The organism is Phenylobacterium sp. T106 (assembly GCF_057219735.1).
This window is the reverse complement of sequence record NZ_JBXVWA010000003.1, coordinates 114,895-132,488: the sequence shown is the minus strand read 5'-3', so window position 1 is coordinate 132,488 and position 17,594 is coordinate 114,895. Positions and strand designations below refer to the sequence as shown.

At 72.8% G+C, this 17,594-nt stretch carries 18 protein-coding genes; 13 read left to right on the top strand and 5 right to left on the bottom strand.

Annotated elements, in window-relative coordinates; all coding sequences use genetic code 11:
* Positions 1-2 precede the first annotated feature (2 nt).
* The gene (locus tag AC2D8W_RS08300) at positions 3-215 is read left to right on the top strand and encodes a dodecin (RefSeq protein WP_293482488.1); all 213 of its coding nucleotides are present in this window, start codon (positions 3-5) and stop codon (positions 213-215) included.
* Between the two features lie 9 nt (positions 216-224).
* Here AC2D8W_RS08300 and AC2D8W_RS08295 read toward each other — a convergent pair whose 3' ends face one another.
* Genes AC2D8W_RS08295 through AC2D8W_RS08285 form a run of 3 tightly spaced genes read right to left on the bottom strand, consistent with a single transcriptional unit; the run spans position 225 to position 3,797 of the window.
* Positions 225-2,507: a penicillin acylase family protein gene (locus AC2D8W_RS08295; RefSeq protein ID WP_484671151.1), complete on the bottom strand. Its 2,283-nt coding sequence runs from the start codon at positions 2,505-2,507 to the stop codon at positions 225-227.
* 55 nt (positions 2,508-2,562) lie between these two features.
* Positions 2,563-3,576, bottom strand: a complete 1,014-nt coding sequence (locus AC2D8W_RS08290) for an alpha/beta hydrolase (protein WP_484671150.1) — start codon at positions 3,574-3,576, stop codon at positions 2,563-2,565.
* On the bottom strand, positions 3,573-3,797 hold the full coding sequence (locus tag AC2D8W_RS08285) for a hypothetical protein (protein WP_484671149.1): 225 nt from the start codon (positions 3,795-3,797) through the stop codon (positions 3,573-3,575). Before AC2D8W_RS08285 ends, AC2D8W_RS08290 begins: the two co-directional genes overlap by 4 nt.
* Before the next feature lie 58 nt (positions 3,798-3,855).
* On the opposite strand from AC2D8W_RS08285, the gene AC2D8W_RS08280 reads away from it, so the two are divergent.
* The 5 genes from AC2D8W_RS08280 to AC2D8W_RS08260 all read left to right on the top strand — a co-directional run bounded on the left by AC2D8W_RS08280 (position 3,856) and on the right by AC2D8W_RS08260 (position 8,415).
* Positions 3,856-5,382: a UbiD family decarboxylase gene (locus AC2D8W_RS08280; RefSeq protein ID WP_484671148.1), complete on the top strand. Its 1,527-nt coding sequence runs from the start codon at positions 3,856-3,858 to the stop codon at positions 5,380-5,382.
* A 13-nt stretch (positions 5,383-5,395) separates the two neighbouring features.
* Complete coding sequence (locus AC2D8W_RS08275) at positions 5,396-5,797, top strand: MAPEG family protein (protein WP_293482493.1); 402 nt, start codon at positions 5,396-5,398, stop codon at positions 5,795-5,797.
* A 237-nt stretch (positions 5,798-6,034) separates the two neighbouring features.
* Positions 6,035-7,366: a TldD/PmbA family protein gene (locus AC2D8W_RS08270; RefSeq protein WP_484671147.1), complete on the top strand. Its 1,332-nt coding sequence runs from the start codon at positions 6,035-6,037 to the stop codon at positions 7,364-7,366.
* Positions 7,363-8,154: a 3'(2'),5'-bisphosphate nucleotidase CysQ gene (locus tag AC2D8W_RS08265; RefSeq protein ID WP_484671146.1), complete on the top strand. Its 792-nt coding sequence runs from the start codon at positions 7,363-7,365 to the stop codon at positions 8,152-8,154. Before AC2D8W_RS08270 ends, AC2D8W_RS08265 begins: the two co-directional genes overlap by 4 nt.
* Positions 8,155-8,175: 21 nt before the next feature.
* Positions 8,176-8,415: a DUF4170 domain-containing protein gene (locus AC2D8W_RS08260; RefSeq protein ID WP_293482496.1), complete on the top strand. Its 240-nt coding sequence runs from the start codon at positions 8,176-8,178 to the stop codon at positions 8,413-8,415.
* Positions 8,416-8,537: 122 nt separating this feature from the next.
* On the opposite strand, the gene AC2D8W_RS08255 is transcribed toward AC2D8W_RS08260, so the two are convergent.
* Positions 8,538-9,215, bottom strand: coding sequence for a fused DSP-PTPase phosphatase/NAD kinase-like protein (locus tag AC2D8W_RS08255; protein ID WP_293482497.1), 678 nt, complete (start codon positions 9,213-9,215; stop codon positions 8,538-8,540).
* Between the two features lie 89 nt (positions 9,216-9,304).
* Here AC2D8W_RS08255 and AC2D8W_RS08250 point away from each other — a divergent pair, with 89 nt between their 5' ends.
* From AC2D8W_RS08250 to lpxK, 6 genes are all read left to right on the top strand, one after another.
* The gene (locus AC2D8W_RS08250) at positions 9,305-9,913 is read left to right on the top strand and encodes a hypothetical protein (protein WP_484671145.1); all 609 of its coding nucleotides are present in this window, start codon (positions 9,305-9,307) and stop codon (positions 9,911-9,913) included.
* Positions 9,914-10,154: 241 nt separating this feature from the next.
* Entirely contained in the window at positions 10,155-11,930 is a 1,776-nt protein-coding gene (locus tag AC2D8W_RS08245; RefSeq protein ID WP_484671144.1) for an ABC transporter ATP-binding protein, read from the top strand.
* Positions 11,927-12,628, top strand: coding sequence for a lysophospholipid acyltransferase family protein (locus AC2D8W_RS08240; RefSeq protein ID WP_484671143.1), 702 nt, complete (start codon positions 11,927-11,929; stop codon positions 12,626-12,628). The genes AC2D8W_RS08245 and AC2D8W_RS08240 overlap by 4 nt, the downstream gene beginning before the upstream one ends.
* 204 nt (positions 12,629-12,832) lie before the next feature.
* Positions 12,833-13,696 (top strand): cation diffusion facilitator family transporter, encoded by an 864-nt coding sequence (locus AC2D8W_RS08235; RefSeq protein ID WP_484671142.1) that lies wholly within the window; start codon positions 12,833-12,835, stop codon positions 13,694-13,696.
* Positions 13,693-14,946 (top strand): 3-deoxy-D-manno-octulosonic acid transferase, encoded by a 1,254-nt coding sequence (locus tag AC2D8W_RS08230; protein WP_484671141.1) that lies wholly within the window; start codon positions 13,693-13,695, stop codon positions 14,944-14,946. Before AC2D8W_RS08235 ends, AC2D8W_RS08230 begins: the two co-directional genes overlap by 4 nt.
* Positions 14,943-15,938, top strand: coding sequence for a tetraacyldisaccharide 4'-kinase (gene lpxK, locus AC2D8W_RS08225; RefSeq protein WP_484671140.1), 996 nt, complete (start codon positions 14,943-14,945; stop codon positions 15,936-15,938). The genes AC2D8W_RS08230 and lpxK overlap by 4 nt, the downstream gene beginning before the upstream one ends.
* 31 nt (positions 15,939-15,969) lie before the next feature.
* Here lpxK and AC2D8W_RS08220 read toward each other — a convergent pair whose 3' ends face one another.
* Positions 15,970-17,046, bottom strand: coding sequence for a phosphotransferase family protein (locus tag AC2D8W_RS08220; RefSeq protein WP_293482504.1), 1,077 nt, complete (start codon positions 17,044-17,046; stop codon positions 15,970-15,972).
* 100 nt (positions 17,047-17,146) lie between these two features.
* Here AC2D8W_RS08220 and AC2D8W_RS08215 point away from each other — a divergent pair, with 100 nt between their 5' ends.
* Entirely contained in the window at positions 17,147-17,581 is a 435-nt protein-coding gene (locus AC2D8W_RS08215) for an SRPBCC family protein (RefSeq protein WP_484671139.1), read from the top strand.
* Positions 17,582-17,594 lie beyond the last annotated feature (13 nt).

The window sequence follows — 17,594 nt, the reverse complement described above, 5'->3', positions numbered from 1 at the left end:
GCATGACCGCGGACAACACCTACGGCGTCAGCGAGATCGTCGGCTCGTCGGAGACCTCGATCGACGACGCGATCCGGCAGGCGATCACCAAGGCGTCGGAAAACCGGCGGCACATCCGCTGGTTCGAGGTCAAGGAGGTGCGCGGGCATGTCGAGGGCAGCCAGGTCGCGCACTTCCAGGTCACCCTGAAGCTCGGCTACAGCCTCGAGGACTGACGGCGCGCCTCAGGGCCCCGTCAGAACCACCCGCGACACCGCGTCCCGGCGCGCCGCGGCCTCCGTGAACCGCAGGTCGTCCCAGCCCTTCCGCGAATAGAGGCGGGTCTGGTCGGCCGCGTGCGGCGAGTCCGGATTGGTGGACTGGGAATAGCTCAGCACGCCCTGGCTGACGGGGCCCTTGTCGGTGAACTCCACCGTCATGATCCAACTCGAGCCGTGGCGGATCTTGGTCCAGCCGAGGCCGGGCTTCAGGTCGACGGGCGTGATCACGTTGAACACGCCTTCCGGCCCCGGCCCGCCGTGGATCGGGATGCGCTCGCCCCCCGCCCGAGGCTCGGTCTGCACCTGCCGCAGCGGGGCGTCCATGGGAATGCCCAGCGTCCGAAGCTGCTTCACCGCCTCCACCAGGGCGGTCAGCACCTTGGGGTCGTCCACATCCAGGGTGTGCGGCGTGTCGACCGGATCGGCCGGATCGAACGGGACCTTGAAGACGAGGCCGCCCTTGTCGGCGAACAGCCGGAAGACGTGCGCGCCGCGGCTGTCCAGGTCGACCTTCAGGTCCCAGGCCTCGAGGGCTCGGCAGGCGTCGGCGAGGTCCGGGTGCGGCCCGGACGCGGCCTTGCGGCAGAGCCCGACCAGCCGGTCGCGGGTGATCTCGGCGCCCAGGTTCCGGTTGTTGAACAGCACGCCCTGGACGCTGGCCAGGTCGAACTTCGCCGCGCCCAGGCCGTCACGCCCGGCTAGCCGGTCCTCGATCAGCTTCAGGCTCAGCCGCGTGCGCAGGGATCGCGCGGTCGCCTCGTCGCCGAGGATGCGCGGATAGCCGGTCAGCGGCGCCTTGGGGTTGGTGAGCCAGTAGCTGTCGTTGGAGTTGCTCGTGTAGTCCGAGCGGAAGAGCTGCGGCAGGACCTGGGGCGGGAAGATGCCCGGGGCGACCGCGCGCGGGTCGGAGTCCCAGTCGCAGGCGGCGCGCGAGCCGTCGAGGATCGGCAGCCGCTGGGTCCACCACAGCGTCCTGGCCATCTCGGAAACCGTGCAGGCCTCGGCCTTGGCGTCCGTGACATAGGGCAGAGCGCCGACGTCGCCGTAGTAGGCCTCTCCCGAGGCGTCCACGGCGGTCGTGTTGAACCCGGCGGCCTGGAACTTCGCCAGCGTCGCGGCGAGCTGGCGGACGCTGCGGGCCTGGTACATCTCGAGGTACTGGTCGATCCCGCGCAGGTCGGGGCCGGCGTCGCGGACCGCGTAGGCCCGCTGCGCCGTCCAGGGCGTCGCCGGGGGCCCGGCGTTCTCCACCACCTGGCCGAACCGGGTGCCGTAGAAGGTGCGCGTGACCGGCGTCAGGCCGCTGTCGGTCTTCACCTGCACGGTGACCGCCGTGCGCGTCATCGGGACGGACCGGCCCTCGTAGAGGTAGGCGGTGGGGTCCTTCGGATCGAGCGTCAGTTCGAACAGGCCGAAGCGGCGCGCGGTCGAGACGGTGTGCGTCCAGGCGATCCAGCGGTTGTGGCCGATGCCGATCGTCGGACTGTTCTGCAGGCCGGCGCCCACGATGTTGAGCCGGCCCGGGATGATCAGGTGCATCCTGACGAAGCGGTTGATGCCGTCCCACGGATAGTGCGGATTGCCCAGCAGGACGCCCCGGCCGCTCTTCGTCGCCTCGCGCCCGAGCGCATACGCATTGCTGCCCTGGCCCTCCGGAACCGGCGAGCGCTCGGCGGGCGCCTGCAGGCCGGGCAGGTCGGGCGCGCCCGGCGGCGCGGCGGCGACGACGCCGGCCATGAAGGTCGGCTGCTGGGTGGCCACGACGGACCGCCAGTAGTCCATCTCGTCGTACGTACGCACCCAGGCCGCGCCGCGGCAGCGGGCGTCCGGCAGGTTGGCCACGCCCACGTCGCGGACGTAGCGGTTGATCCCGGCGATGAAGCCGCGGGCCAGCGCGCGGGCCTGCGGCGAGGGCTGGCCGCGGCCCGCGAGCAGCGCCTCGAGCCGGCCCGTCTGGATCAGGTGCTGGTGGTAGAGGTCGCTGACGACGTTGGCGTTCTTCTCGCCCGGCCCCAGGTAGCGGGCGCGCTGGGCGTTCACGGTCATCTGCCGCTCGGCGAAGTCGCAGAAGTTGTCCTGCGCCGAGGCGTAGCCGCCGCCGTAGCCCAGGCCGCCGTAGTCGCGGGCGATCACGTGCGGCGCCCCGTAGGCGGTGCGGATCACCTCGGCCCGGTACCTGGTCTCGGCCGCCCCGGCCGGCAGCGCGACCAGCGCCGCCAGCATCCCCGCCACGATCGTCCGGCCCATCACGTTCCCCCGCTGTTTTCGGCAGGGTAGAGCCTCGCCCGCCCGGACGGAACCGTCACCAGAGGTGCGGCAGCTTCGCCGCCAGCCACTTCGCCAGGGCGGCGTTGACCTCGCGCGGCTTCTCCTGGGCCATCCAGTGGCCCGACTCCACCACCGCCTCCGTCAGGTCGGCGCAGTTGGCGCGCATCGGCTCGGGCAGCCGCGAATCCAGCGTCTCGCAGATGTAGTCGTAGGCCGCGTGCAGGAAGAGCGCCGGCATCTCCAGCCGCGGGTTGGCGCGGGCGGCGAAGGCCATGTTGGCCGGGCCGTTCATGTACCAGCTGTCGGGTCCGAAGAAGCCGTTGCGGCCGAGGGACTCGGCGTAGGCGTCCTCGTCGGCCTGGGTCAGCACCGTCTCGTCGCGCGGCACGTCGGGCGGCGCCGCCCCGCCGAACCAGCCGTTGTTGGCGCGGGTGAACGCCGTGCCCGCGGGCTGGCCCTTGCCGGCCGGGCTCCCCGCCCGGAACGCCAGCTTCACGAACGCCCGCGGGTTCGCCTCGAACCCCGCGCAGGCCGCCGCGAAGTTCTCGCGGTAGTAGAGCATGTAGTCCCACTGGCCCGCCGGCAGCTCGGCCTCGGGATAGATGTCGCGGTTCACCAGCGGGATGATCGTCTCGGGCGCGAAGCCGTCGGGCATGTAGGGCACGCAGAGCGTCGCCACGCCGTGGGTCCGCTCGGGGTGATGCTGGGCGAGGCTCCAGGCGACGGGCGCGCCCCAGTCGTGGCCGACCCAGACGGCCTTCTCGGCCCCAAGGTGGTCCAGGAGTTCGATCATGTCGGCGGTGGCGTGCTCGACGGCGTAGTCCTCGTGCCGCGGGTAGACCGAAGAGCGCCCGTAGCCGCGCATGTCGGGCGCCACGGCGTGGAAGCCCAGGCCGCCGAACACCGGCAGCTGATGCCGCCACGAGATCGAGAGCTCGGGCCAGCCGTGGATGAAGACGATCGGCGTCGCCCCCTCCGGGCCGGCGGCCAGGTAGACGCTCTGGTGGCGGGCGCTCTTCGCGACGCCCTCGCGCACGGCGGCGCTCAAAACTCGTCCTCGATCGCCGAGCGGAAGTTCTCGAACACCTCGCGCATCTTCTGGTCGGGCTCCATCTCGGGGTGGGTCTCCTCGGCTTGCGGCGGCGCGCCCGCGGTCAGCCGGCCCACCACGGCGCCGTGCTGCACCAGCACGACCTCCTCGCCCTCCGGCAGGTCGGTGAGCAGCGCCGCGACGCGCGGCGGCAGGTCGTCGAGGTCGAGGCGGGCCATCTCTGCTCCTTGGGCCCCATCCTAGACCCGGTTCGGCCGCGCGGGTAAACGGGCGCGCATGGCCTACCGCTCGCTGCGCGACTTCATCGCCAAACTGGAAGCCGCCGGCGAGCTGGTGCGCGTGACCGAGCCGGTCTCCACCGTCCTGGAGATGACCGAGATCCAGCGCCGCCTGCTGGCCACGGGCGGCCCGGCCGTCCTGTTCGAGAACCCCGTGCGCGCCGACGGCCAGCCGTCGGGCATGCCCTGCCTCGTCAACCTGTTCGGCACGGTCAGGCGCGTGGCCATGGGCGTGACCCTCGAGGGCAAGGAACGGACGACCGCCGGCGAACTGCGCGAGGTGGGCGAACTCCTGGCCTTCCTGCGCCAGCCCGAGCCGCCGCGCGGCCTCAAGGACGCCTGGGACATGCTGCCCCTGGCCCGCACCGTGATGGGCATGCGCCCCAATGTGCGCAAGACCGCGCCGGTGCAGGAGGTGGTCTGGAAGGGCGACCAGATCGACCTGTCGAAGCTGCCGATCCAGACCTGCTGGCCCGGCGAGCCCGCGCCGCTCATCACCTGGCCCTTGGTGGTCACCAAGGGGCCGTCCGACTCCCGGGAGGACGACTACAACCTCGGCATCTACCGCATGCAGGTGATCGGCAAGGACCGCACCATCATGCGCTGGCTGGCCCACCGCGGCGGCGCCCAGCACCACCGCCGCTGGAAGGCGGAAGGACGGCGCGAGCCGCTGCCCGCCTGCGCCGTCATCGGGGCCGACCCGGGCACGATCCTGGCCGCCGTCACGCCGGTGCCCGACACGCTCTCCGAGTACCAGTTCGCCGGCCTGCTCCGCGGGGCCAAGCTCGACCTCGTGCCGGCGAAGACCGTGCCCCTGATGGTTCCCGCCCAGGCCGAGATCGTGCTGGAGGGCCTCGTCCACCTCGACGAGTACGCCGACGAGGGCCCCTACGGCGACCACACCGGCTACTACAACTCGGTGGAGCGCTTCCCGGTGTTCGAGGTGACCTGCGTCACCCTGCGCAGGGACCCCATCTACCTGACCACCTTCACCGGCCGCCCGCCGGACGAGCCTTCGGTCCTGGGCGAGGCGCTGAACGAGGTGTTCATCCCGCTGATCCGCCAGCAGTTTCCCGAGATCGTCGACTTCTGGCTGCCGCCCGAGGGCTGCAGCTACCGCATCGCCGTGGTGTCGATGAAGAAGGGCTACCCGGGCCACGCCAAGCGCGTGATGATGGGCGTCTGGAGCTACCTTCGGCAGTTCATGTACACCAAGTGGGTGATCGTCGTGGACGACGACATCGACGCCCGCGACTGGAAGGACGTGATGTGGGCCATCTCCACCCGGATGGACCCCGCCCGCGACATCACCGTCGTCGAGAACACCCCCATCGACTACCTGGACTTCGCCTCGCCCGAGAGCGGCCTGGGCTCGAAGATCGGGCTCGACGCCACCAACAAATGGCCGCCCGAGACCCACCGCGAGTGGGGCGAGAAGCTGGGCATGGATCCGGACACGATCGCCGCCGTCACGGAAAAGTGGGCGAAGCTTGGCCTGCCCGGCGATGGCGCGCCGGTGGACTGAGGTAAGGTCGCGCATGGACCCTCTGGCCTCCGCCCACGCCGCCGCCCTCTGGGCCGGCCTGAACGTCGTGCTCCTGCTCGTGCTGTCGGTGCTGGTCACCCGCCAGCGGCGCAGGCACCGGGTCGAGATCGGCGACGGCGGGGTGCCCGCCCTGCAGCAGGCCATCCGCGCCTTCGGCAACGCGGCGGAGTACGTGCCCGCGGCGCTGGCCGGCCTTGCGATCCTGGCGCTCGTGGGCGCGCCCAGCCTGCTGATCCACCTGATCGGCCTGGTCTTCTTCGTGGGCCGCGTGGTGCACGCCGTGGGCCTGTCGCGCTCGACGCAGGCCACCTGGCTCCGCGCCGCCGGCGCCCTGGCCACCTGGGTCAGCTACGTCGCCATCGCCGCCGCCCTGCTGTTCTACGCGATCCCCTGAGGCGCCCTGAAAAGCCCTCCTCCTCGATGGAGGAGGGTTGGGTGGTGGTGTGGCCCCACCATTGCCGAGTGTGCGTATGAGGCGGCGTCGCCGCACGCGCACGAACCTCTGACGCTCTGCGCACACCACCATACCCGGCCTTTCCTCCGTCGAGGAGGAAGGGAGGGAAAAGCCCCGGCGCCCGTCGACGCGAACCCCAGCCTTGTTCGTCCGCCCTGCGTCCGCCATATCCCGGCGATGGACGAAAACCTGCTGAACGACGTCGTGGCCGCCGCGCTGAGGGCGGGGGCCGACGCCGCCGAAGCCGTGGGCGCGGAACGCCGCAGCCTGTCGATCACCGTGCGCATGGGCGACCTCGAGGAGGTCGAGCGCAACGAGTCGCGCGACCTCGGCCTGCGCGTCTTCGTCGGCAGGCGGCATGCCACCGTGTCGGGCTCGGACATCTCGGCGGACGCCCGCGGCAAGCTGGTCGAGCGCGCGGTCGCCATGGCCCGCCTCGCGCCCGAGGATCCCTACGCGGGCCTCGCCGACCGCGAGCACCTGGCGCTGGACGGCATGCCGGACCTGGACCTGTTCGACCCGTCCGAGCCGTCGGCCGAGGCGCTGGAGGAGCGCGCCCGCGCCGCGGAGGCCGCCGCGCGGGCCACCCCCAGGGTGATCAACACCGACGGCGCCTCCGGCTCGTGGTCGGCCGCCCGGTGGACCATGGTGACGAGCGGCGGATTCACCGGCGTGCACCGCGCGTCGGGCTTCTCCATCGGCGCCTCGGCCATCGCGGGCGACGAGGCCGGCATGGAGACCGGCTACGACGGCCGCTCGGTCCGCTGGCAGGCCGACCTGCCCGAGCCCGAGAGCCTGGGCGCCGAGGCCGGCCGCCGCGCCGCCGCCCGCCTGGGCGCGCGCAAGATCGCCTCCACCACCGCCCCGGTGATCTTCGAGAACCGCCTCGCCGGATCGCTGATGAGCCCTCTGATCGGCGCGATCTCGGGCCCGGCCATCGCCCGCGGGGCCTCGTTCCTGAAGGACAAGCTGGGCCAGCAGGTCTTCGCCAAGGGGATCGTGATCCGCGACGACCCGCATCGCCTGCGCGGCCTCGGCTCGTCGCCCTTCGACGACGAGGGTGTCCGCAACGGGCCGCGCAACCTGATCGACGACGGCGTGCTGACCACCTGGCTCCTCAACTCGTCGTCGGCCCGCCAGCTCGGTCTGCAGACCACGGGCCACGCCTCCCGCGGCCTGGCCGGCCCCCCCGGCGTCTCGACCTCGAACCTGACCTTCCTGCCCGGCGAGAAGAGCCGCGAGGCGCTGATGAAGGACGCGGGCGCGGGCCTGCTCGTCACGTCGATGTTCGGCCCCTCGCTGAACCCCAACACCGGCGACTGGTCGGTGGGCTGTTCCGGCTTCTGGTTCGAGGACGGCGAGCTCGCCTACCCGGTCACGGAGATCACGGTGGCGGGCAACCTCATCGACATCTTCCGGCGCGTCACGCCCGCCTCGGACCTGGAGATCCGCGGCGCGTCCAACGCCCCCTCGCTCATGGTGGACGCCCTCGCCATCGCGGGTCGATGAGCGACGACCTGCGCCTGATCCTGGACGCGGCCCGCGAGGCCGGCGAGCTGGCCCGCGACATCCGCCGCAAGGGCCTGGAGGTCGAATACAAGGCCGACGACCACAGCCCGGTCACCAATGCGGACCTGGCGGCCGACGACCTGCTGACCCGCCGTCTCCGCGCGGCCCGGCCCGACTACGGCTGGCTCTCGGAGGAGACCGCCGACGATCCGCAGCGGATGGCCCACCGGCGCATCTTCGTCGTCGACCCGATCGACGGCACCCGCGCCTTCCTGAAGGGCCGCCCCTGGTGGTCCGTGGCCATCGCCGTGGTGGACGACGGCGTCCCGACGGCCGCCGCGGTCTACGCGCCCGAGCTGGAGGAGATCTACGCCGCGGCCGCGGGCCAGGGCGCCACCCGAAACGGCGCGCCGATCGCCCCGACCGCGGCCGCGCGGCTCGAGGAGGCCCGGATGGCCGGCGACCCGGTGGTGTTCGCCCACTGGTCGTGGCCGACCCCCTGGCCGGCCACCATGTCCGTCGAGCAGCGCAGCTCCACCGCCTACCGCATGTGCGCGGTGGCCGCCGGCGAGTTCGACGCGGCGGTCGCGCCCGTGCGCAAGTCGGACTGGGACGTGGCGGCCGGCGACCTCATCGCCCGCGAAGCCGGCTGTTTCGTCGGCGACCACACCGGCGAGGGCTTCCGCTTCAACCGGGCGCGGCCGTCACAGGCCAGCCTGATCTGCTCGACTCGGGCGCTCGCCCCATTGATCCTGGAGCGGCTCCAGCATATGGGCCCGCGAAACTGATTTCATCTGAAACGAACCCCCATGCCCCACAGACAGCTCCTCCACCTCGTCATCGGCGGCGAACTCAAGGACCTCGACGGTCCGCCCGAGTTCAAGGACCCCGGCCAGATCGACTTCGTCGGCGGCTTCGCCAGCTACGACGAGGCCGTGAGGGCCTGGCGCGCCAAGGCCCAGCAGACCGTCGACAACGCCCTGATGCGCTACTTCGTGCTGCACGCCCACAAGCTCCTGACCCCGGGCTCGGACGACGACGAGCACTGACGCCTCCTTCCCTTCCCGCATCGCGGGAAGGGGGGACCGCCCGCCGAGCCCGGCGCCGCCGGGCGTAGAGCGGACGGTGGGAAGGGCAAGCGGCCGGCAAGGCCGTCCGACCCCCATCCGTCCTACTCCCGCCGCAGCACGCTTTCGGTCAGCACATTGCCCCACATGTTCGTGCGGAACTCGGCCTTCATGCCGGCCGGGTCGTACATCGGGCTCTGCACCCACTCCAGGAAGCTCATGCCCGCCGGCTCGCCCTCGGTGAGATAGCGGGCGAAGGTGTAGTCCAGCACGCCGGTCTTGCCGTGCCGGATGTGCAGGTAGCGGATGTGCAGCTGGTCCAGCGCCTCCCGGATCGTCCGGCCCTTCCGGAAGTGCATGTACAGCACGCTCATGATCCCGGCCCGGTCCGCGCCCGACTTGCAGTGCATCAGCGCCGGGTACTCCAGCGTCTCGAACAGCCGCTTGGCGCCCAGCACGCGCTCCCGCGAGGGGACTTCCCGCGACGTGATCGTGAAATCGACCAGGTTCAGCCCCAGCCGCGCGCAGGCGTCCTTCTCCAGCGCATGGAAGCTGGCGTCGAACCCGCCGCGCAGGTTCACGATCGTGCGGATGCCGCGGTCCCGCCAGGCGGCGATCTGGTGCGGCCAGGGCTGGTTCGCCCGCACCAGCTCCTCGCTGATCCAATGCGCGTTCGAGAACCCCAGCCGCAGGTAGGCGTGGTCGTTCCAGAGGTAGTCCGCATACGCCTTCGCCCGCCCGAGCGGCGTGGTGAGGTCGAAGCGGGGCTCGGCGGCGCTCATCGCCGCTAGGTAGGCGAGAATCCGGTCCGCAGCCAGCCGCGCCCCCGAGGGGTTGACGGCGCCGCTTCTTATGTTCTACTTTTGTTCCGATGTCGCAGGACGCCGCCCGCACCGATTTTGAGCTCCGCATGGTGGAGGCGATGGTCGACTGCGCCTTCGAGCTGGGGCGGCGGGTCGGCGAGGCGGCGAAGACCGAGGCCAATCGAAGCCGAAGCCTGCCGCTCTACGATGTCTTCCACCGCAGCTTCCAGGCCGTGCGCCTGGGCATCCGCCTGTGCCTGGCCCTGCGCGCCGGCCGCATGGCCCCTCTCCGCCCCGCCCCCGTCCAGGCCTCCGTCCAGGCGATGGACGCCGAGCGCGAGGACGAGATCGAGGTCGAGCGGCTCGAACGCGGCGACCCCGTCGAGCGCGAGCGCGAACGGGACTATGAGGCGGTGAGCCTGCCGAAGTTCATTTCGACGCTCGGCCTGGTGGCCCGCGAGACCGCCCGCGCCGACGGCGTTCCGGCCGATGTCCGCACGCGGAACCTACCGGCCCTCGAAGCCCTCCTCGCGAGGGCCGACGCGGCGCAGCCGCAGCCGGCGGCCGCGGCCGCGACGGTGCTGGACCGCGCCCCGCCCCCGGCGCCGCGGGCGCGATCCGCGCTCCTCGGCTCCACGGCGCCCGGCCTGCGCCTCAAGCCCCCCTGGCCCAGCTGACCCCTTCCCTTCCCGCCCTGCGGGAAGGGGGGACCGCTCGCCGCAGAGCGAGCGGCGGGGCGGGCAAACCGCCCACCGCGACGACGTCGCCGCAGACCGCCTGACCGTGGCCGCCCGCGGGTCGCGGGCGCACGCCCGTGCGTGTGCGCCCGCGTTCGTTCGTGATCGAGACCGATCCCGGCTCACGGGCCGTCGCGCGGCCCGGCTTGACACTGTGGGCGCAACGTCCGACCCCAGGCCCATGAGCGTCCCCGCCCCGCCGGAGCTTGGCGCCCGCGCCCTCGTGGCGCGGGTGGCGCGAAGCTATATGGCGCCGCGCTGGCGCGGCTGGACCGTGGCCATGCTGGCCGCCGTGGTGGTGGCCTACTGCTCGGCCGAGCTGGTGCGGATCATCGAGCCTGCCACCAACGACCTGCTGGTGTTCCACAAGCCGGGGGCGCTGCTCTGGATCCCGCTCACCATCGCCGCCCTCGCCGTCGCCCGGACGGTCGCCCAGATCGTCCAGGCCACCCTGGTGAACCACATCGGCAACGCCGTGGTGGGAGACGTCCAGGTGCAGCTCTTCGGCCGCCTTGTCCGCGCCGACCTCGCCCACCTGCGCAGCCGCCACACCGGCAGCTTCGTCGCCTCGGTGCTCTATGACGCCGGCCTGATCCGCGAGGCCGCCACCGCCGGGGTGGTGAACTACACCCAGAACCTGCTGATCTTCGTGGGCGCCGTGGTGGTGATGGTCGCCAACGACTGGTTCCTGTCGCTGCTCCTGATCGGGGTCGCGCCCCTGGCCGGGGCGATCATGCGGCGGTTCTCCAGGCGCACGACCAAGGCCGCGAAGGGCGCCATGGCCGAGACCTCCAACCTCTCCTCGGCGATCATGGAAAGCCTCGACGGCGTCCGGGTCGTGAAGATCGAGAACCGCGAGGCGCACGAGGAGGCCCGCGTGGCCGAGGTGGTCGCGCGGCGCCAGCGCCACCTCACCAAGGGCGCCAACGCCCGCGCCCGGGCCGCGCCGGCCACCGAGCTCCTGATGACGCTGGTGGTGGCCGCCGTGTTCGCCTACGCCGGCTGGCGCTCCACCGTGGGCGAGATGAACGCCGGCGCCTTCTTCTCGTTCGTGGCCGCCCTCACCATGGCCAGCCAGGCGCTGCGCCAGCTCGCCAACCTGCAGACCGTCTTCGCCGAAGGGATGGCCGCGGCGCGCCGGCTCTTCGCGGCCCTCGACGTGGAGCCCGAGGTGCGCGAGCGGCCGGGCGCCCAGCCGGTCACCCGAGCGGACGGCCATCTGCGCCTCGAGAACGTGGCCTTCTCGTACGGCGGCGACGGCCCGCCGGCGCTGGACGGCGTCGACCTGGAGGCCCGGCGGGGCGAGACGGTGGCGCTGGTGGGTCCCTCGGGCGGCGGCAAGAGCACCATCCTGAACCTGATCCCGCGCTTCTACGACGTGAGCGCGGGGCGCGTGACCCTGGACGGCATCGACGTCCGCGACGTGGCGCTGGCCTCGCTGCGCGACCAGATCGCCCTCGTCACCCAGGAGCCGTTCCTGTTCGACGACACCGTCCGCGCCAACATCGCCTATGCGCGCCCGCAGGCCGCGGCGGCCGAGATCGAGGCGGCGGCGCGGGCCGCGGCGGCGCACGAGTTCATCTGCGACCTGCCGGACGGCTACGACACGCTCGTGGGCGAGGCGGGGGCCCGGCTTTCGGGCGGCCAGCGGCAACGGATCGCCATCGCCCGGGCGTTCCTCAAGGACGCGCCGATCCTGCTGCTCGACGAGGCCACCAGCGCCCTGGACACCGAGAGCGAGGCCCAGGTGCAGGCGGCGCTGAAGCGGCTCATGGCCGGCCGGACCACCATCCTGATCGCCCACCGCCTGTCCACCGTGCGCGGCGCCGACCGCATCTATGTGGTCGATCGTGGCCGCGTGGTCGAAACCGGCGATCACGCGACGCTCGTGAAGAAGCGCGGACTCTACGCCCGGCTCGCCAGAAGCCAGGACCTGGAGGCGGAGCCCGCCGCGTGAAGGCGCTGCTGCGAAACGGTTCGGTCCAGGCCTTCCTGGGCTGGGTGCTGGGCAGCTACCTGCGGCTGGTGCTGCGCACCGTCCGCTGGCGGCACGAGAACCTGGCCTGCGTCGAGCCGGTGCTCGCCGACGACACGCGCGGCGCCATCGCCCTCTTCTGGCACGGCCGCATCCCGCTGTGCCTCGCCACCGCGCCGCAGTGGTGGCGCAAGCGCACCAAGTGCCTGATCTCGCCCAGCGCGGACGGCGAGTTCGTGGCCCGCGCGCTGGACATGTCCGGCTTCCCCGCCATCCGGGTCTCGTCGGCCAAGCCCGGCGACACCGCCAAGATGCGCCAGGCCATCGCCGCCATCCGCGAGGCGACGAACTGGGTGGCGGGCGGGGGCGCGCTGGTCGTCACGCCGGATGGTCCACGCGGGCCGAACGAGGTGATCGCGCCCGGCGCCCTGCAGATCGCCCGGCGGTCCGGGCAGCCGGTGTTCCTGATGGGAATCGCCGCCGCGCCATCGGCCCAGATGCAGGGCACGTGGGACAAGGTGATGTGGGCGGCGCCCTTCGGGCGGGGCGCCGTGGTCTGGGACGGCCCGCTGCACGTACCCGCCGATGCGGACGAGGCCGCCATCGCCGCCCTGATCACGGAATGGTCAGGCCGCCTCTCGGAAGCCACCCGCCGCGCCGAAGCGCTGGTCGGGCGCTGAGCGTTACCTGGTAGCGGATTGATCGCTCCGGCGGGCGGTGAGACATAGGCCCCGATGGCGCACGCCCACCCGCATCCCGCGCGCGACGGCCACGAGCATGGGCATGAGCACGCTCACGACCATGGCCACGCCCACGGTCACACCCACGGCCACGGCGGCGGGCATGGCCACGGCCACCACCACCATCATCACGCCCCGAAGGACATGAGCTGGGCCTTCGGGATCGGCGTCGTGCTCAACACCGCGTTCGTGGCGGTCGAGGCGGGCCTGGGGTTCTGGACGGGCTCCATGTCGCTGCTCGCCGACGCGGGCCACAACCTGTCCGACGTCCTCGCCCTGATCCTGGCCTGGGGCGCCGCCGTCCTGGCCCGGCGGGCGCCCGCCGGACGGCGCACCTATGGCCTGCGCAAGGCCACCATCCTGGCCTCCCTGACCAACGCCGTGCTGCTGCTCGTGGCCGTGGGCGCCATCGCCTCGGAGTCCATCCACCGGCTGCTGCAGCCGGCGCCGGTCGAGACCGGGCTGGTCATGCTGGCCGCGAGCTTCGGGGTCCTGGTCAACGGCGCCACCGCGCTCCTCTTCATGCGCGGCAGTCACAGCGACCTGAACGTCCGCGGCGCCTTCCTGCACATGGCGGCCGACGCGGGCGTCTCGCTGACGGTCGTCGTCGGCGCCTTCGTCATGAGCCGCACGGGGCTGGCGTGGATCGATCCGGCCCTGGGCCTCGTGATCGCCGGCGTCATCATGCTCGGGACCTGGAGCCTGCTCCGCGACTCCGCCGACCTCGCCCTGGACGCTGCGCCGCGCGCGATCGACGTGGACGAGGTGCGCGCCTGGCTCAGCCGCCAGCCGGGCGTCGAGGGGGTCCACGACCTGCACGTCTGGGCGCTCTCCACCACCGAGACGGCGATGACCGCGCATATCCTCCGCCCCTGCAGCGCGGACGACGGCGACAGCTTCCTGCGTTCGACCCGCGAGGGTCTCTCGCACCGCTTCGCGATCGGCCACGTGACCCTGCAGGTGGAGACCGAGGGCGGCTGCGGCCTCGGCTGCGCGAAGGTGGCGTGACCCCGACCCTGCCCCTGGCGCTGTACGGCGCGGCCACCCGCGTGCTGGAGCCCCTGGCGCCCGGGGTCCTGCGCGGTCGCGCCCGCCGCGGCAAGGAGGACGCCGCGCGGCTGGGCGAGCGCCTCGGCCGCCCCACGGTCCCGCGCCCCGACGGTCCCCTCGTCTGGCTGCACGGCGTGAGCGTCGGCGAGACCACGTCGCTGCTGCCCCTGATCGCGGCGCTCCGCGCCCGCCGGCCGGAGCTGGCGCTGCTCGTGACGTCCGGAACCGCGACGGCCGCCGCGCTGCTGGCCCGCCGGCTGCCCGCGGGTGTGATCCATCAGTTCGCGCCGGTGGACGGGCCGGGCGCCGTCCGCCGGTTCCTCGGCCACTGGCGCCCCGACGCCGGGGTCCTGGTCGAGAGCGAGCTCTGGCCCAACCTGATCCTCGGCGCGCGCGCCCGCGGCGTGCGCCTGGCGCTGGTGTCCGCGCGGATGACCGAGGCCAGCGCCCGGCGCTGGGCCCAGTGGCCGGCGTCGGCGCGGACCGTCGTGCGGGCCTTCGACCTCGTGCTGCCGCAGGACGAGGCGACCGGCGCGCGGCTGTCGGCGCTGGGCGCCAGCCCCGGTCCGCGGCTGAACCTGAAGCTGGTCGGCGATCCGCTGCCCGCGGACGCCGCCGAGCTGGAGCGCCTGCGCAAGGCCGTGGGCGGCCATCGCGTGGTCCTCGCCGCCAGCACCCACCCGGGCGAGGAAGACCTCATCGCCCGCGCCTTCCACCAGGCGGCGCCGGATCTCGGCGAGGCGCTCCTGGTCGTGGCCCCCCGGCATCCCGAGCGGGGTCCCGCGCTCGCCGAGCAGCTCGCCGCCACGCGCCGCGGCGCCGGCGAACTGCCGACGGGGGGCGTCCACGTGGCCGACACCCTGGGCGAGCTCGGGCTCTTCTTCCGGCTGGCCGACATCGTGGTGATGGGCGGCGGCTTCGCCCCCGGCGTCGGCGGCCACAACCCCCTGGAGCCCGCCCGCATCGGACGCCCCATCCTGACCGGGCCTCACGTGTTCAACGCGGCCGAGGCCTATGCCGGCCTCTTCGCCGAGGGCGCGGCGATCGCGGCGGCCGACGCCGACGCCCTGGCGCGCCACCTACGCGGCCTGCTGGATCATCCCCGCATCGCGCGGCGGATGGGAGAGGCCGCCTTCGCCTACGCCGACCGCCAGGGCGCGGCCCTGGACGAAGCCTACCGCCTCCTCCAGCCGCTCCTGCCCGCATGAAGCTCACCACGCCCCGCTGGTGGTACGAGCGACGCCCGCGGACGGCGCCGCTGCTGAGAGCGCTGCTCACGCCCGTCTCGTGGATCTGGGCCTGGGCGACGGCGCGGCGCATCGCGCGCGGCCGTCCCGTCGATCCCGGCGTCCCGGTGGTCTGCGTGGGCAACCTCACGGTGGGCGGCGCCGGCAAGACCCCGATCGCGCGCGAGATCGCCCGCCGCCTCGGCGCCGCCGTCCTGACGCGCGGCTACGGCGGATCGCTGGCCGGACCCGTGCGCGTGGACCCGGAACGCCACGGCGCCGCCGAGGTGGGCGACGAGCCGCTGATGCTCGCGAACGACCTCCCGGTCTGGGTCGCCCGCGACCGCGCGGCCGGAGCGGTCGCGGCGGCGCAGGCGGGCGCTGCGGTCCTGGTGATGGACGACGGCCATCAGAACCCCGCGGTCCTGAAGTCACTCAGCCTCGTCGTCGTGGACGGCGAGACGCGCGGCGAGGAGTGGCCCTTCGGCGATGGCCGGGTCTTCCCCGCGGGCCCCATGCGCGAACCGCTCGCCGCCGGGCTCGCCCGCGCCGACGCCGTCGTCGTCCTGCTGCCGGTCGGCCTGGATGCGCCCGATCCCGCGCTGCTGGCCCAGCTCGGCGACCGGACCGTCCTGACGGCGCGGCTGGCGCCGGCCGCGCCGCCGCCCCCGGGCCCGCAACTGGGCTTCGCCGGCGTGGCCAAGCCCTGGAAGGTCGAGCGCGCCCTGGCCGACGCGGGCTGCCGCCTGGCCGACTTCGCGCCGTTCCCCGACCACCACGTCTTCCGCGAGTCCGAGCTGGCCTGGCTGGCCCGCCGGGCCGAGCGGCTGGGCGCGGGGCTCGTCACCACCGAGAAGGACTGGGCGCGCCTGCCGCCCGCCTGGCGGACGCGCGTCGCCGCCTGGCCCGTCAAGGCGGTGTTCGACGACGAGGCGGCGCTGGCCGCCCTGCTGGACCGCGTACGCGCCCGCTAGCGCAGCACCCGTTCGGCCGGAACCGTCTCGCTCAGCGCGCGCCGGCGAGTTCGGCGAACTTCCAGCTCGTCTCGGCGAGGCCCAGCACCCGGTCGGCCTGCTGCGCGGCGTGCGGGCTGTTGGCCGTGCCGTCGCGCACCCGGCCCACGATCCCCTGCAGGATGCCGGCGAGGCGGAAGGCGTTGTAGCTGAAGTACCAGTTGAGGTCCGGCAGGCCGCTGCGACCGGTGAGGCCGCAGTAGTACTCCACGGCCTCCTCGCGCGTCGGGATCCCGTGCGCCTTCAGGTCCGGGATCTGCGAGATCCCGCCGTTGACCCAGTTCATCAGCAGGTAAGTGAAGTCCGCGAGCGGCTCGCCGAGGGTCCCCAGCTCCCAATCGAGCACCGCAGCCACGCGGTTCTCGGTCGGGTGGAAGATCATGTTGTCGAGGCGGTAGTCGCCATGGACGATGGACGTGCGCTCCTGCTCGGGCGCCGTCTTCGGCAGCCATTCGATCAGGCGCTCCATCGCCGGGATGTGGACCGTCTCGGACGCCTTGTACTGCTTGGTCCAGCGGTCGACCTGGCGGGCCATGTAGTTGCCGGGACGGCCGTAGTCCTCCAGGCCCACCTTCACGTAGTCGGTGTTGTGCAGGTCGGCGAGGGTCTTGATCTTGGCCAGCACGATCTCGCGGCGCTCGGCCGGCGAGTAGGCGGGCAGCGACTGGTCCCAGAGGATCCGACCCTCCACCATGTCCATCACGTAGAACATGGTCCCGACGACGCTCTCGTCGGTGCAGAGGCCGAACGGGCGTGCGACCGGGAAGCCGGTGGGATAGAGCGCCGAGATCACCTTGAACTCGCGGTCCACCGCGTGCGCCGACGGCAGCAGCTTGCCCGGCGGCTTGCGCCGCATGACGTACTTCCGGTTCGGCGTGACCAGCTGGTAGGTCGGGTTCGACTGGCCGCCCTTGAACTGGCGCACCTCCAGCGGGCCCTGGTAGCCCTCGACGTTGGCTTCCATCCAGCGCGCCAGCGAGGCTTCGTCGAACCGGTGGGTCTCGGCGACCTCTTTCGTGCCGGTGTTGAGCTGCTCGCGCTCCTGCTCGGCGGTCAGGGCTTCGGCCATGGTCTCTCCCCAGCTCGTACGCTTGTTTGGACGTCTTTTAGCCGGGTGCGCCGAGGGGGCAAGGCTTGACGCCCCGGCACGACGGCCGCACGTGCCCGGCATGGTCGAGGACGTCACGTCGATGATCGAGGTCGCCGCCCCGCGGGAACGCGTGTGGCAGGCCCTGAGCGACCCTGCCCAGGTGAGCCGCTGGATGGGCTGCCTCGGATTTCGCGGCGAGGCCGGGCACGTGTTCTACCTGCAGCCCGACCGCGCGCGGCGCGCGGCCGGCGACGTCGCGGGCGCGATCGCCTGCCGCATCGAGGTGCTGGACCGCCCCCGTCGGCTTTCGTTCAGCTGGGGATTCCCCGACGTGCCGGACACCTTCGTCGACATCCGCCTGCGAGAGATACCGGGAGGCACGCACGTGCGCCTGGTCCATTCCGGCTGGGACCAGTTCGATGACCGCGAGACCGAAGACGTGCGCGGCGGGCTGGGTCACGCCTGGCACGCCGTGGCGCTGCCGGCGCTGAAGGCGGTGGCGGAGGGGGGCTGAGGCCCCGCCCCCA

Coding starts and splice junctions, on each gene's coding strand:
- AC2D8W_RS08300 (WP_293482488.1), top strand. CDS start 3: ATGACCGCGGACAACACCTACGGCGTCAGCGAGATCGTCGGCTCGTCG.
- AC2D8W_RS08295 (WP_484671151.1), bottom strand. CDS start 2,507: ATGGGCCGGACGATCGTGGCGGGGATGCTGGCGGCGCTGGTCGCGCTG.
- AC2D8W_RS08285 (WP_484671149.1), bottom strand. CDS start 3,797: ATGGCCCGCCTCGACCTCGACGACCTGCCGCCGCGCGTCGCGGCGCTG.
- AC2D8W_RS08280 (WP_484671148.1), top strand. CDS start 3,856: ATGGCCTACCGCTCGCTGCGCGACTTCATCGCCAAACTGGAAGCCGCC.
- AC2D8W_RS08275 (WP_293482493.1), top strand. CDS start 5,396: ATGGACCCTCTGGCCTCCGCCCACGCCGCCGCCCTCTGGGCCGGCCTG.
- AC2D8W_RS08270 (WP_484671147.1), top strand. CDS start 6,035: ATGGACGAAAACCTGCTGAACGACGTCGTGGCCGCCGCGCTGAGGGCG.
- AC2D8W_RS08265 (WP_484671146.1), top strand. CDS start 7,363: ATGAGCGACGACCTGCGCCTGATCCTGGACGCGGCCCGCGAGGCCGGC.
- AC2D8W_RS08260 (WP_293482496.1), top strand. CDS start 8,176: ATGCCCCACAGACAGCTCCTCCACCTCGTCATCGGCGGCGAACTCAAG.
- AC2D8W_RS08255 (WP_293482497.1), bottom strand. CDS start 9,215: ATGAGCGCCGCCGAGCCCCGCTTCGACCTCACCACGCCGCTCGGGCGG.
- AC2D8W_RS08250 (WP_484671145.1), top strand. CDS start 9,305: ATGTCGCAGGACGCCGCCCGCACCGATTTTGAGCTCCGCATGGTGGAG.
- AC2D8W_RS08245 (WP_484671144.1), top strand. CDS start 10,155: ATGAGCGTCCCCGCCCCGCCGGAGCTTGGCGCCCGCGCCCTCGTGGCG.
- AC2D8W_RS08235 (WP_484671142.1), top strand. CDS start 12,833: ATGAGCTGGGCCTTCGGGATCGGCGTCGTGCTCAACACCGCGTTCGTG.
- lpxK (WP_484671140.1), top strand. CDS start 14,943: ATGAAGCTCACCACGCCCCGCTGGTGGTACGAGCGACGCCCGCGGACG.
- AC2D8W_RS08220 (WP_293482504.1), bottom strand. CDS start 17,046: ATGGCCGAAGCCCTGACCGCCGAGCAGGAGCGCGAGCAGCTCAACACC.
- AC2D8W_RS08215 (WP_484671139.1), top strand. CDS start 17,147: ATGGTCGAGGACGTCACGTCGATGATCGAGGTCGCCGCCCCGCGGGAA.